General features: G+C 54.3%; 7 protein-coding genes. All 7 read right to left on the reverse strand.

What is annotated here, in order from left to right:
• Positions 1–329: 329 nt before the first annotated feature.
• Positions 330–3854: a chromosome segregation protein SMC gene (gene smc, locus HY768_07980; GenBank protein ID MBI4727143.1), complete on the reverse strand. Its 3525-nt coding sequence runs from the start codon at positions 3852–3854 to the stop codon at positions 330–332.
• 171 nt (positions 3855–4025) lie between these two features.
• A complete protein-coding gene (locus HY768_07985; protein ID MBI4727144.1) occupies positions 4026–5204 on the reverse strand; it encodes a hypothetical protein in 1179 nt (392 codons plus the stop codon).
• 39 nt (positions 5205–5243) lie between these two features.
• Positions 5244–7328: a T9SS type A sorting domain-containing protein gene (locus HY768_07990; GenBank protein ID MBI4727145.1), complete on the reverse strand. Its 2085-nt coding sequence runs from the start codon at positions 7326–7328 to the stop codon at positions 5244–5246.
• 50 nt (positions 7329–7378) lie between these two features.
• The gene (locus HY768_07995) at positions 7379–8404 is read right to left on the reverse strand and encodes a PorV/PorQ family protein (protein ID MBI4727146.1); all 1026 of its coding nucleotides are present in this window, start codon (positions 8402–8404) and stop codon (positions 7379–7381) included.
• A 96-nt stretch (positions 8405–8500) separates the two neighbouring features.
• Positions 8501–11617, reverse strand: a complete 3117-nt coding sequence (locus tag HY768_08000) for a hypothetical protein (protein MBI4727147.1) — start codon at positions 11615–11617, stop codon at positions 8501–8503.
• A gap of 106 nt (positions 11618–11723) precedes the next feature.
• The gene (locus HY768_08005; GenBank protein MBI4727148.1) at positions 11724–14564 is read right to left on the reverse strand and encodes a TonB-dependent receptor; all 2841 of its coding nucleotides are present in this window, start codon (positions 14562–14564) and stop codon (positions 11724–11726) included.
• A 627-nt stretch (positions 14565–15191) separates the two neighbouring features.
• Positions 15192–15341, reverse strand: a 150-nt coding sequence (locus HY768_08010; protein ID MBI4727149.1) for a hypothetical protein, incomplete at its 5' end; no start/stop codon positions are given.

The raw sequence follows: 15341 nt of genomic DNA on the forward strand, positions 1-15341 counted from the left end.
AAGATCAGGGTTATTCAGCGCAGGGCGTATGGTTTGAGAGACGAGGAATACTTACGGTTGAAGGTACTGACCTGCACGCTTCCTCCCCTGTAAGTAGCCCAAAATCACCTAAAATCACCCACACTCATTGGAGAAGACCCGTCCAACTTAAGCTCCGAGACCAGGTACTTTTTCTCGGCCTCGTCCGGATTGACGAACAGCTGGATGGGACACACCTCTCCTTGACCGGGGCAAATTTTTAGATCGTTTAACTGATACCCTTTATGCAATTATTTCTCTCCTGTCCTGTATAAATTTCTTCGGAACCGGGATAAATATTGTGGCCGGCCTCAGTCGAATTTAACCGAAACTAGTTTGGAAATCCCGGGCTGTTCCATGGTCACTCCGTAAAGCCGGTCGGCCGCTTCCATGGTCCGCTTGTTGTGGGTGATCACCATGAACTGGGTGCCGGCGGAAAAATCCTTGAGCATGGTGCAGAACCGCTGGATGTTGGCGTCATCCAGGGGCGCGTCGATCTCGTCCAGCACGCAGAAGGGGGCCGGTTTCACCAGGTAGATGCCGAACAGCAGGGCGGTGGCGGTCAGGGTCTTTTCCCCGCCCGAGAGCAGGGTGATGGACTTCATGCTCTTGCCTTCGGGAGTGGCCAGGATCTCGAGCTCGGCCTCCAGCGGGTCCTCGCTGCCGGAAAGCCTGATCTCGGCCTCGCCCCCGATGAACAGCCGCTGGAATATCTGAACGAAGCCTTTCTTGATCCCCTCCAGGGTTTCCGTGAACATGGCCCGGGCGGTCTCGTCGATCTTGGCGATGGAGACCAGCAGGTCCTGCTTGGCCGTTAAAAGGTCTTCCCGCTGCTTGGACAAAAATCCGTAGCGTTCTTCCTCGGCATTCAGCTCCTCAAAGGCCGCAAAATTGATCGGCCCCAGTTTTTTAAGCTTTAATTTCAGATCGTCGGTCCGGGTGCGGGAGGCGTTTTCATCGAATTCCTCGGGCTGGGGCAGCCCGGCCAGTCCGGTCTGATATTCAGCCTGCATCCTCTGGGCCAGGTTGTCGTATTCATTGTTCAGCGATCCCAGCTCGATCTGGGACCGGGAAAGCTGCTGCTGCAGGTCTTCATGTTCCCGCCGCACCTTGTGCATTGACTCTTCGGCGCTCTTCAGTTCGGCCAGTGATTTTTGGCTTTGTTTCTGGAATTCCTCCCTTTGGGACATGGCGGACTTGCGCAGGGCGGATTGTTTCTCCAACTCCACATTTAAAGATTCCGCCTCCTGCTGCAACTGGGCCATGCTGCCGAAGCTGCTTTCATCCTCGGCCCTTAAGGCCTGGATCCGCTCCAGCGACTCGTTTTTGCGGCGCTCGGTCTCCTCCAATTCCCGCTTGATCCCTTCGATCCTGGCGTTCTGTTCCGAAAGCTCCAGTTTCAGCGCGTTGACCCCGGACGCCTTCCGGTTCCGTTCCTGTTCCAGCGTCTGAACCTCCTGCTCTCGCATGGCCAGTAACTGGCTCTCGTCCCGGTTATTTTCGCTGGATTCCAGAAAACCTTCCTGCAAGGCCTTCAATTCCAGGCCCAGCTGGTCACTCCCGGCCAGGGCCGCCTCCAGCAGGCCGGAGACTTCTCCGACCCTCTGCCGGCCCCGCTCCTCATCGGCGGCCAGACCGGCCTGCTGCCGTTCCGAATCCAAAAGCATCTTCTGATGCCTCTCGGCCTCTTTGTCCACTTCTTCGGACCGCTTGGCCAGGTCGGAAGACTTGACCCGCAGGGATTGGATTTGAGAGGTCTTGATCTGCAGTTCCTGCCGGGAAGCGGCGATCTCCCGTCCCAGTTGTTCTATCCGCTGGTTCCTTTCCAGCAGCCCGAATTGGCCCTGGGGCATGCCTCCGGTAAACAAGGCTCCGCTCTGGTCCATCTTTTCCCCTTCTAAGCTTACCAGGGTCAGTCCGGGGTTTTCCCGGCCCAGTGCGAAAATGTCCTCGCTGTTCTCCACCACGGCCGTCTTGTCCAGAAGCGCGGCCAGCATCGGAACATATTGGGAAGAGCATTTGATAAAGTCGGCGGCCCAGCCCCTGGTGCCTAATATCTTTACCGGCCTGGACTCGGAACCCGGGACAAAGGAAGAGGCCGGGATCAAGGTGGCCTTGCCGGCCTTGTCGTCCTTAAGCATCTGCCCGGCCCGCTTCATGGCCTGGAGATTGGGAACTGCCAGCCACTGCAGTTTTTCGCCCAGGGCGGCTTCGATGGCCTGCTGGTAACCCGGCTCGACCTGGATCATTTCGGCTAGGGGAAATATCTCAGTTCCCAGTTCGCCTTTTTTCGCCAGCAGGTGCTGGGCGCCCTGGCCGTAGCCTTCGTAACGTTTATTGAGCCCGGCCAGCAGCTCCTGTTCTTTTTCTAAACCAGAAAGGTAAGAGCCGTTCTGGGCCAGCTGGTTGTTCAGAAGCAGCAACTCGTCCTGGGCTTCCTTGGATTTGATCCGCAGGCGGGTTCTTTCTTCGGCCAGCACTTCCAAAGCCTTGCGTTCCACCGCCACCTGTTCCAAAAGCCCGGAAAGTTTTTGAACCCTCTGTTCTATCTCCTGCAGCAGGGCCTGCCGTTCGGCCGCAAGCCTGGCCGATTCCTTGATGGAAGTTTCCTGGCGGTTCAGTAAAATTGCTATCTGCTCCTTGCCCTCGGATTCCTTTTTCAGCGCCTCCATCAGTTCGTGGCGGGCTTCACCCAGGGCCAGCTTGGCCGAGGTCAGGCTCGACTCCAGCCGCAACAGTTCGGCCTCCCGATGCTTGACCTGTTCGGTCATGGAGGCCAAAGAGGCGGAGGCCTGTTCCTGAGAATTTTGATGACCCTTGGATTGGGCCTCCAGTCCGTTAATGGCCGCCAGCAGGCCCTTGATCTCGCCCTCCCGGCGCTGCATGGCCTGCTCCAGCCCGGAGCGTCTTTCCCGGATCACCGCCAGCCGGTTCTCCATTTTCTGGATCTCTTCCGAGACTATCCCGATCCGGGTCTGGACCCCGGCTATCTGCTCCTCGTTACCCTCCAGGCACTCCCGGGCCCGGCTAATGGAATTTTCCTGTTCGTCGAGCTGCTGCTGCATTTCGCCCCGCCGCTGCTGCAGTACCTTGATCTGGGAAGTAAGTTTTTCCTGTTCCCGGGTCAGTCGCAGATTGTCCCAGGCCGCCAGCTTCAGATCCAGTTCCTTCAATTCCTGCAGAAAGCGGTCGTAGACCTTGGCCTTGCTGGACTGGCGCTTAAGCGAACGGAGTTTTTTCTCCACCTCCTCCACTATATCCTGGAGGCGAAGCAGATCCTCGTTGGTGGATTCCAGGCGCCGTTCGGCCGTCTTTTTCTGCTGGCGGTATTTGGCCACCCCGGCCGCCTCTTCAAACAGACTGCGGCGGATGGAGCGGTCCTCGGACAGGATGGTCTCGATCATCCTGGGCTCGATCATCGAATAGCTGTCGGCCCCCAGCCCGGTGTTCAAAAACAGATCGGTGATGTCCTTAAGCCGGCAGGCGCGGTTGTTCAATAGATATTCGCTTTCGCCGGAGCGGAACAGCCGCCTGGTCACCGAGACCTCGTTGTACTCCACCGCCAGCTGCCCGTCCTCGTTGGAGAAGATCAGGCTGACCTCGGCCAGGGAAAGGGGCTTCTCGCCCTTGGTCCCGTTGAAGATGACGTCCTCCATCTTTTCCGAACGCAGGGTCTTGGCGCTTTGCTCGCCCAGGCACCAGCGGATGGCGTCCACCACATTGGTCTTGCCGCAGCCGTTGGGCCCTACTATGGCGGTAACCCCCGACCCCGCTTCTATCGAGATCTTCTGGGGGAATGATTTAAACCCGAATATTTCTAAGCGTGAAAGATACATTTTATTACCCAGTAATTTATTAAACCTGTCTGTTGGACATAATTTATGTCCCTACGATGTAAGTTTACCAAATAACGGTTAATACCGTCAATACAAATATTAAGAGAACAATAAAAAACCAGCCCGCTACAAAAAGACGGACTGGTTTTAAAGGGAGTATTCGCGAGCGATTTAGAAACTTTCTACCCCGGCCACCAGTTGGTAGGCATAATGGAAGGTCACCTTTATGCTGTTCCCGGCCGCAGTCACGCTGTCTACCCTGATTTTAACATAATATCCGCCGGCCACATAGAACTGGTATACCGTTCCGGTTTCTCCCACCGTCACAACGGCGCCATGGGAAGTTGTCAAGAATGGCACCGAGGTGCTGGCAGCCCAGCCGCCCGGTAAAATTTGAATATAATTTTCCTTGCCGTCCGTCCCCCAGAAGTTGCTCATTGGGATGGCGGTGTTGGTCTGGGGGATCTGCAGCGAACACTGGGTGGCGTTGAGCTTTTTGGCTATGATGTCGATCGCCGCTACCGGAGCGGCCATCGGGCCGACATATCTGCTATTCCAGATATGGAAAACCGTGTTGCCGGCCGAATCTATTTTGGCTCTTCTAAGATTCAGGATGTCGTCTGGCAAATCCATATACCCACAAAGAACTGAATCGTGGTCGGAAGGTGTGATCGTTATTACGGGCGGTACTTTGGTGGAGTCTATCAAAGTATCCCGCCAGATGGTGATTGGAATGCGATAAAGGGTGGGATTGATGGTCAGGGCAGTAAGATTCTGCTTCAGTTCAAGCGCCCCGTAAAGCCCGGAATCCCCGGCCAAAGTGTCAAACGGCACAAAGGCAAAAATGCTGGCATCGCCTTCGGGACGGGGCGAGCTCCGGCTCCAGTCGGTGGCCGAGCTTAATTCTCCGTCCACCATGGTGCGGACGTAAAAATAATACTTGACGCCCCGCTTAAGATTTACAGTGCTCCCGGTTAAAGCATCATATACATGAGTAACCACGGCCTCATCAACGCCGGTGAATGGACTCCCGGAAACCTGAAAATACACCAGGCTTTCGGGCAGCAGTTGGGTCAGGCCTTCAATGGAGTCGGTGGTGCTTTGATAATATTCCAAATGTCTTGACGTGCAGTAGACATAATATCCCCCGAACCCGCCCTGGGCCTCGGCATCGGAGTTGCGCACCCACTTGACGGTAACTTTTACTGTATCGGGATAAGTGGCGATTGAGCTTGGGGCAAAATTGTCGGGAAGTCCTTCCGCATACTCACTTGGCTTTTTGCTGCAGCCCGTCATCACAAAAACAACGATTAACGCAGCCATAGCCCACGGAATCAATTTACGGAACATTTTGTATCCCTCCTAAATGGTTTATTGTTTTCTATTAATTTATCTGATCAAAATCATTTTAACCGTCCTGGCATCCAGCCCGGAACTTATTCTGGCTAAATATATCCCGTTGGACAACGATGTTTTAGGCGCCCAGTGATACAGATATTCTGCAGTATCCCCGTTGGTTTTCTTCTGCCTTAAAGACATTTTGTCTATATATTGACCCAAAACATTATATATTTTCACTTCCCCGGACTGCCCAACCCCGGTTGAAAATGCCAGCATTATTTCACTTTTAAAAGGATTGGGCCAGGCTGTTGCAAAACCTGATTCCAGACGATAAAATACCGCCTCGCTCCAGGAACTGATGTTATTAAGGCTGTCAATGGCCCTTACCTGATAATACCCCGCCCCATCCGGCTGCCGGAGCAGTTTGTGGACCGGCGAGGGCGAAGAGATGATCTGGGTCGATTTTGCCGGATCCGGATGACAGACCTTAATGTCATCAATATAAACCCAGCCCGATGAAAACGGTTTCCAGTTTAATCTGATCCTGGATAGGGATGTTTTTACTTTGGCTGAGCAGTATTTTAGTTCCCCGGGACCGTAAAAATTCCAGACCCCCAAGGTGTCCCAACCCAGCAAAGTATCCGGACTTGATTCCAAAACCAATGATCCCCAAAGTCCTTCCGCGGTTAACCCTATGTTGCCCGTGGAATCGCACTGGAACGCATCCCTGATGGTCATCTGACCGCCGATGGAATAATAAGCGGTGTCACCGGCGCCCCTGGAAACGATGGCAAATCCCGTTTTAATCCAATTGGCAGAGTCGGCGCTCCCGCTTTGATCCAGAAAATCAGTCACCAGGCCTTGGCTATGCCTTATCTGGTATGTTTCAATCCCCGAAGGTTCGTACCCAGGATCCCAGGACAGCTTCCAAACTCCTTCAGATTCCTTATCCAGACTTATTTGTTGGGGAACCGGCGCGGTTGAGTCTTGTTGAAATATCAACTGGTATAGTATTTTATCCCACCCGGAAAGGCCGGACCATTTCAAATTACGATATGCTTCTATGCCGCTCTCAAAATTATATTTTCCGTTTGGGTACCAAGCGGCCAGGCCATTAGCTTTTTGGTAGTCATCCCCGGCAATGAATTGGGCCAGCACGCTGTTTTTAAACTGCCGGCTGATATCTAAAACCAAAGTTTTTTCCGGATCCGGTATCCTATTCCCTATAAAATCAAGCGCTAAAGGCAAATCGTAACTATACCATGGCAAAAAACTTAAGACCGAATCCGTGACGGCGGAGGAACAAACACAGGCTGAAACCGGCAATTGCCTTAAATGGCCGGTTATTGGCTTAAGATTTTGCGCTGCGGCCGACAAACTGTTGATGTCAACTGCGGAACAGGTCGCCTGATATCCCAAGTCGTCAAAGGTGCTGCAGGAATTGACCAGCCTGACCGCCAGGCTTTCGGCCGGAGTATTCCCGTCTATGTCCTTCCAGGCCATATCGTACGGCATGCTTTCGGCCGGAAAACCGGCCTCCGAACCGACAGCATAGCGGCAAATTCCATCTAGCTCCATCAGCACTTCGGCCATTTGCATGAAACAGGCATCGAATACCACAATATCTAAAGGTTGCCCGGCCACGGAACTGATATCCGCCAGGGCTTCTCTTAACTCGCCCCCGGCTACGCTTAAATAGTCCAGCCCGTCTATTCCGATGCCTTTTGCCCTTTTGCTCCATCCGTCACCATGATCCCACAACACCAGCAGGTATTTCCGGGCGGGGTAAGTTTTTACCGCCCAAAGCCCGAAATCGGCTAAAGCTTCGGGTGACCCACTGTTGCTCTGTCCCAAACTGGCTAAGGTGCTGATTCCCTGGGGCAGGACTCTGTAGCGGAACGCCCCGGAAGGAGAGTCGAACTGAATCAGGATTTCAATCCCCGCTTTCCCTGCGATTTTTCGCAACTCTTCAATATCCGTTAATGCCTGGCTGTACAGATCATTGTCGGCTGCCATATAAAACATCATGGTCCATTGGCCGCCCAAACAAATATTCTCAAAGAGCAGAAAAAGTAGGAGGCTGAAGATAAGCTTTAAGCTCAGCCTGCGGGGCGGAATATTTTTCAGTGCCATCGCTTCTCCCTAAGCCGCCCCCGTTTCCTATAAAGCCGGGCTTTGGTTGGTTAAAAGATCAAAGCTAAAGCAATACGATGAACCGTGCTTAACGGCCCGTAATCGGCAAAGGCGTAGTCTATCTTGGTTTTAAGCATGCCGAAGCCATAATCAACTCCCATGCCGAAAGTGGGACTATAGGCATTCTTATCATAACGGGCGTCAATATCGATCCGCAGCCCGGCTCTGGCGAACAGCATTTTATTGAAGCCGTATTCCACACCCAGATTCTGCTTTTCGCTGCCGTCATTGGGGTGAACGTAGTCAAAGGCCCCGGTAAGCTTGTGGGTAGGGTTGTCTATTAAATCATAGCCCAGGCCCAGCCGATAGCTTAAAGGCAGCGGTGAAGAACTGGTCACGTATTCCAGGCTTTGGGTCTGCTGGGGGCCATCGCCATAATCGTGCCAGTTGAAAGCGTCTATCAACTGGCCGTCTTTATACTGGATATCGGTGCCAAAATTCAGCAGGGCGGCGGCTATCCGCAGGCTCTTGTAACCGGTCTTGGCCGAAATCCCCAGGTCCATGGCAAAGGCCGAGGCCTTCATGTCCCAGATCCTCTGTTGGATGACCTTGGCGGTGGCGCCGAAGGCCACTTTGTCGGTCAGGTTCCGGCCATAGCCCAGAGCAAAAGCCCAGTCCATGCAGGTAAAGAACTCTCCCGTTTCTTCGCCCCGTTCTACCGTGGTCACCGGCATTTCGCCGACATTGAGCACCGTCAGGTTCATTCCTAACGTTCCGTTACCGCCCAGCGGCAGGCAGTAGCCGATGAACTCGTGCTTGATGCCCCCCAGCCACTGGTTGTGGGTAAAGGTCATCTCCTGCTTTTTGGCCTGGGCCAGGCCGGCCGGATTCCAGTACATGGCAGTGGCATCGTCCACCACCGCCGTAAAGGCCTCGCCCATGCCCACCGCCCTGGCTCCGGCCCCTAGTTTAAGGAACTGGGCGCCCGCGGTCCCCACCTTGGAAAAGGTCACCGCCCCGGCTTGGCCGCCAATGGCCACCAGCGCCGCCAAGGCTATCAATATATTTTTTTTCATGGACACCTCCCTGTTGTTTCGTAATGTAAAATATTTTGTTTTATCAGATCCGGCGCCGGCGGCCGGATAATTCTTCAGCCGCCGGCGATTGTAGGTTTAACGGACCACCGCGAACTTGCCGACATGGGTCCCGATGCCGGGGGCATCCACGTAATACAGATAGACCCCGCTGGCCAGCTGTTGCTGGTTCATGGTCAGCATCGGATCCCACCAGCAGGTGCCGCCATCCCGGCCGGCATTGTCATCATGCTCCAGCACTTTAATCAGGTTCCCGGCCAGGGTGTAAATTTTAACGGTGCATTTTGAAGGCAGATTGGTGAATTGAAGCTTGTTGCGGTCGTTGGTGCGTTCCCAGATATTGCGGGCAATGTAGGGATTGGGTATCACCTTGATCTTTTTAAGGTCAGCTACCGAACTGGTGAACTGGTATTCCGAGGTGGTGATCACCTGGTATTCCCCTTCCACCGGAACGGTGCTGCCGGTGGTTCTTAATCTCCAGATATCCCCGTTGGCCGGTTTATTTGCACCCCAAGTCATCATACGCGTGGTGCTCGCGGGGCCGCGGTTGAAATAGAGCCTGACCCCGCAGAGGTTGATATACTGCCTGGCGAATTTTGAACTGGTCCAGCTGTTTGCCGTATCCGACACCGAAGTGTCCGAAGTAATATACATTCTTCCCTTGCGGGTTCCCGTTCCGCCCAGGTTCCATGAGCTGGAGACGCAGTCGTTCAACTTTGTAGAATCATAGGGAACCTGCACCACTATGTTCTGGGCCGAATCGACCACATGCCAGACCTGGGGCCACAAGGTGTCGCTGGGAGAAGTTCCGGTTACGGTCCAGCGGATTTCTAAGGTCCCGTTGCGGAAACCCCAGCGCATGTCGGGATTGGTTATTAGTGCGACGGATGCCGTATCGGTATAGCTGGCAGAAGGCACGATTGATTTTATCGCAAAGCCCGATTTGTTGACCAGGATGTCGTTTATTATGGTGATGTAGTTTCCAGGAGTATACTTGACGCTTTTCAGCCAACGGGCGACGCCGCGCACCGTGTCAAAAAGCATCGTGCTGGGGGTCGGCATTACCACGGTATCCCCGTCCTGATCTGTGACCAGATAGGACAGCACCGGATAGTATGCGGGGCTGCTGGAATTATCCTTGCCGGAGCTGCGGGTTACTGGTCCCCATATCTGTTTGAATGTCCCGTTCTTTACGGCCCGGGGGAGGTCTATGGTGACCGCTATTTTTTGCGACAAATTGTAGGCCTTACCGGCATAAGAAGTGACATAACCCTGGGGCGCCAGATACTCGTTGGGCTCGCTGCGGGGCACCGCCGCCGTTGCGTTCTCGGAAATGGCGGTTTCGTAATAGGCCGGCGACTTGGAGATGATGCTGTCCTTTGCGTCGTTCAGGTCGGACTGCCAGTTGATTCCGTAGGCCCTGACCGAATAATAATAGGTGAAACCGTTGATCAGGTTTTCATCCACATAGGAATACTGCAACCCGCTATTGGATCCCCGGGTATCGGTTAAAAACGCCGGGGTCTTCCAATTGAAGGTTGAGTCGGCGCCCAGGTTTATCCAGATGGGATTTAAAACAACCGACCTATAAGTGCTATCGGAAGGCACCCATTGCGCCGCTTTAAGAGTTTCCGGCCCGGTAACGATCATCCCTATCGAATCGACAACATACCGGTCATCCTTGTCCCACTGGGCCAGCAACTTCCAGGTGGAACCGTCGTCGCTCTTGTAAAGCTTATAGCCCTGGAAGATGTTAGTCAGGAAATTCGGGTCAAACTTGGCCAAGGTGCTGCTGTCCCGGGTCACTTTCTGGGCATACAGCAGGTTTTTATTTTTGGGATTAGCCTCGATTTCGGACGAATTATCCCACCCGATTATGGCCCGGTGGTGGCCCGGGGTAATGGTCAGCGCCGGAGCAGGCGGGGGCCCGGGCAGCAGCCAGTTGGCGTCGTAGATCGTCTTGGCCGATTTAGCCTTGGCCCTGAGGTCGGCGATGGCCAGGGTATCGTTGACATTCAAGTAACTATAATCGAAATTGGCGCAGATCACGGCCACGATGGTCTTGGCGGTTGAACCGGGGGCCATGTCGATGGGACCGGTGGACTCCATGAAGCGGCAGTCGCCGGGGGAGGGCTTGGGGTCAAGCCGCTTGAAATCTCCGGTGAGGTAATTGTAGCCGGCCAGCTCCTGGTACTGGGTGATGTCGTCCGGAGGATCGACGGCGATGTTGAAGGTCTTGAAGGCATAAAGGCCTATCGTATCGCCTATATCTATATGAAAATCTCCGTTCGGAGAAGTAAAACTTTTATTGGCAATGGGGCTCTCCATGAACATGAAGCCCACGCAGCCCGCGTCCCGGGTCCAGCCGACCTCGGTTTTGGAAACCTGGTACTGGTAGCCCATGTTGGTGGTGACGTCGTAATAACAGACATCGTTGGCATTCGTGCCGGCTTCGTTCCCGATGTCGCAGTCGGCGGTAGGGGCCAGGTAAACGTCAAACAGGGTATCCGGGCCGGTGTTCTTGACTTCAAACAAAAAGAATATGATGTCCTGATTGGTGGGGTAGTTCCACTGGTAAGTGGTCTGGGTCACCTCCACTTTCAGCGGGCGCCCGCCGGTGGCGTGTTTCAATAATGCGTAATCGTTATATGCAGCCCGGGTGTCCTCCACCGACATAACGCTGTCCTTGCCTCCGGTGGTCTTCAAAGGCCAGCCGGCCTCCAGCGAGGAATATATCTTTACGTCGGCCGCGCTAACGCTCTGGGGCGCTCCGCCAATCACCGCTCCGGCGGTGTATTCTCCGGTGGCGTTGTTGGGGTTGTACCCCACCGTGGTCAAAGTATCGCGGGTTTTGCCCGGCTTGGTGGACCTGACCTGGGCTCCGATCCACAATCCCCAGCCGAAGATGTAATTCATGGCCGGCGGAACGATTTGGCTGTCGGCATCAATGGCCGGGGCCGGCCAAAAAGCGTAGGCGGCGCCGCCGCCTTTAACCTGCCCCAAAACGCCGTAATTGGTTATGGCGTGGAAAAAATTATTTTTTTGCAGCGGCCTCCAGTCCCATATTTTATTGTCCTGGGGGACCGCTTCTTTGGGCCTGGCCCAAACCACGCTGGCTAAGCTGGACGCCAGGGATAAGGCAATCATAAATATCATCAACCCCCGGCCAGCCGGTTTCCCTTTGTTTAACCTCATTTAAGTTTTCCTCCTAAAAGCTGATTACCATTATTGTAAAGCGTTTGATCGGCTCCGGCATCCGTCAAGCCCTATTCAAAGACCAAAAGCCGGAACTTATTGCGGGTTAGAAGCCAAGGCTCAGGCCGACCTTGATCCGGCGCGAAGCTTCGTAGGGGAAGGAATTCAAGCCGTTCCTCTGCAACTCGTCGTGGGCCTTGACCGCGGCCAGGTAATGTTCTTCGGCGGAAACATAGTCGTCGCGGTTCAGGTCGGCCTTGGTGCTGTATAGGGGGTTGGGCTGGCCGTTGGGATAGTAACGGCTGACCGGAATGGCGTAAACATCCAGCTCTCCGGCCGCCAGCCGGCCGTTGTCCTCGGGCTGGCCGGTGGCCCCGTATACCGCAGCCACGTTCTGGTTGTTAAACAGGTTGTCGATCTCCATAAAGATGCCGGGGCTCAGGCGCCCGAACTTGAAGTCCCGGTTGATCCTCAGGTCGGTGCTAAAGGTCCAGGGCATGCGGGAGCTGTTGTTCAACTCCAGCGGCTTGAAGTCAACGTCGGTCTTGGTGTAGGGATATCCGCTCCCGGCCTTAGTGTTGATGTTGGCACTGAGCATTTCCAGCGGCCGAATCCCGAAGACCTTGGGTCCATCGCCCTTCTCCAGGCCCACCGAGAGCGAGGCCGATATATTGTGCCGCTGGTCGAATTCCAGATAATAATCCTGCTTGGGTAGCCAGTCCTCGCTTCCCTGGTTGTAGTTGGTGACGTAAACCTCCCAGACATAGGAACTGCTGCCCCGAGCTATGGACAGGACATAGGAAGCCCGGGCGGTCAGCCACCCGGTGAGCTGGGCGTCTAACTGGACCTCGACCCCCTTGACGTTGCCGTATTCGGCGTCCATATAAAGGTAATAAGAGCGGGGCAGGGCTACGACGTTGCGAATGCCCAGCAAATGATAAATGTCTTTATAGTAGGCGGTCAGATTGGCCAAAAGATTAGCCGAGAACTGGTGCTGCAGGCCCAGTTCAAACTGCGCGGTCTGCTGGGCATTCAAGTCGGGGTTGCCCAGGCTTGAAAGGTTGCCCGAAGCGGCATTTACTATGTTTGAATAAAGGTACAACAAGTCGGGCTGCTGGAAGAACTGCCCGTATGAGAAACGCAGGGCCGTCATTTCGGTGATGGGGAAGGAAATGCCCAGCCGGGGCGAAACCTTGTACTTCATGGAGGTTTTTACCCATTTGATATTCTGGAGGTCCTTGACGTCGGCCACATGTTCGGCCTGGGCGTTCAGCATGTCCAAACGGACGCCGGCATTGACCACCAGACCCTGGAATTCCATCTTATCCTGGACATAAAAACTGCCCTGGAAAGGATAATAGGTATAATTATCGGGTTGGTAGGTATAGTTGACTTCTCCGGTGGAATCGTCGTAAATGCTGGAGGAGGGGTAACCCACCGAGTGGAACTTTACGGTGTTGAACTTCACCTCCAAGCCGCTTTTTAACTGGTGGACCGCGGTTGCCTGGCTAGTGGCATCCAGCCTTCCCAGGGCATAGCGGGATTCCCGCTGCGACCAGGTGGGATAGTCGCCCACGAAGAAGAACCCGTCCACCCCGTAGGGGTTGGAATCCGCGGCTTCCTGGTGAAAGTCCCGGTATCCCTCCAGGGTGTCCCCGGTATAGAACGGGCTGGAGGGATCCTTGAACCATTCCTGGCTGTAGGGCAGCTTGAATTCGTAGTCGGAGAACCAGCCTGCGAAACCGCTGGCATTGTGCTTGCGGACGCCCATATCAGTAGTGGTATTAAAATAAGCCGCGTTGGCGGTGTAAAAAATATCCTTGGAAAGCATGTGGGTGATGGTGGTCTGGACCTGCTGGCTCTTCTGGACCCGGGAAAAGTTACCGTTTATGTTGTACTTGAAATCGGCATTGTAGTTCCGGCCGTAGAAGGAGCCGTACTGGATGCGCGACAGGAACCCGCCCACCGTGGCCTTGAACATTCTTTTGTCCATGGTCAGCTTGGCCTGGCCCGAATAGAACTCCTGTTCGGTGTGCTCGTAGGCCGCCCATTCATCGGCATACTGGCGGCGGTATATTTCGCCGGACAGGAAGAATTTGAAGTCCTTCAGCCCGTAAACCGGGCCTCCCAGGTTAGCCTCCAGCCCGTTGTAGCCGTTATAAAGCATCTGTTCCTTGGGAAATATGGCGTCGGTCCGGATCCGCATCATTCCCTCCAGCTTGGCGGTGCCGCTTTTGGTGACCACGTTCACCACGCCCGACATGGCCGAGCCGTATTCGGCGTTAAAGCCGCCGGTGATGATCATCACTTCCTGAATGGCGTTGTTGTTGAGGTTGGCCCCGCTCCGGCCGGTGACCTGGTCCTGGGTGGAAAGGCCGTCCACGAAATAGGCGATTTCATTGGACCGTCCGCCCCGGATGTGAATGCCGCTGGTGTTGCCGGACCCGCCGCCCGAGGTCTCGATGGCGCCCGACTGCCCGGCCACCACGTCCTGGTAGCTGCGGACGCCGGCCATGTTCTCGATCTCCTTGGTGGACACGGTTTTGGTGGTGCTGGTAACGTCGGCCCGGACCTGGATGATGCCTTTCTCGCCTCTGACCACCGTGCCTTCCATTTCGATGATGGTGGATTTAAGCCTGAAATTAACCGGGGTGGTTAAATCCATGATGGATTTGATGCCGGTGATGTTCTGGGTTTCGTAACCCATCATCTTGGCCTGCACCGTATAGGTGCCCACCGGCACGTTGATGATGGAGTACCGGCCGTCCAGATCGGTGTTGGCGCCCATGGCGGTGCCCAGCATGGTAATCACTGCGCCGGGCAGTGGCTCCCTGGTTTCGGCGTCTAACACCACGCCGCTGATTTTTCCGGTGGTGCCGGCCCAGGCCTGGTTTCCCATGGCCGTAAGAGCCAGCATCAGAACCAACAGTACCCTTACTGCTTTCATTTAAATTCCCTCCAGTATAAATTTATGCTAATTTTGACTGCTTAAAGTAAAACCCCCTGCTGATAATTTCACCTAAAATAATTAACTTTTAGGACTTGTTAAGGGTTTCACCTCCTTGTTAAAAATATTTTATTTATTAATTGTTTCTATTTTTTTAAGGACGTACTGCTTCACCATAGATATGATGTCTTGGGGGCCTTGCCCCGCTAAAGCCGATGAAACTCGATAACAAAACCGGCATTTTTTCCTGGTATATTAAATTAGGAGCGTCTATTATTAGTAGACATTCCTGTTTTTTTCAATCCAATATAATTAGCGTATTTCGTAGCTTGCCCCGATGTAGCGGGGTGTTTTGGTGAGAATAAAATCTACTATTGGTTCGGCTTACTTCGGCAAGCTCAGTACAAGTCACTCACCACAGAGCTTGCCCTGAATATGACCGATATTTAGGCCGGTGAAGGGTATCCGCTCTGAGTAGTAACATCCGGTACGGCCCGGCCGTTAAAAAATCCTAAAGAACAAGATTGTTTTGTTAGGGATTACACAAACACCCTTCCTCCCCGGCCCAAGGCCGGAGAGGAAGGTAAGCTGACAGCCTTTGCCCAGGCTGCCGGATCCGGGAAAGGTTTAGCGGATCACCACTAACTTCTTGGTGGCGCTGTGGCCGAAGGCCTGCAGATTATACAGGTAGACGCCGTTGGCTGTCTTGCAGCCGCTGTTGTCCTGGCCGTTCCAGGTAACGGTGTTCCTGCCGGCTTCGCCCTTGCCGTCCAGAGT

It is taken from the genome of candidate division TA06 bacterium (assembly GCA_016208585.1).
GTDB lineage: Bacteria > Edwardsbacteria > AC1 > AC1 > EtOH8 > UBA5202.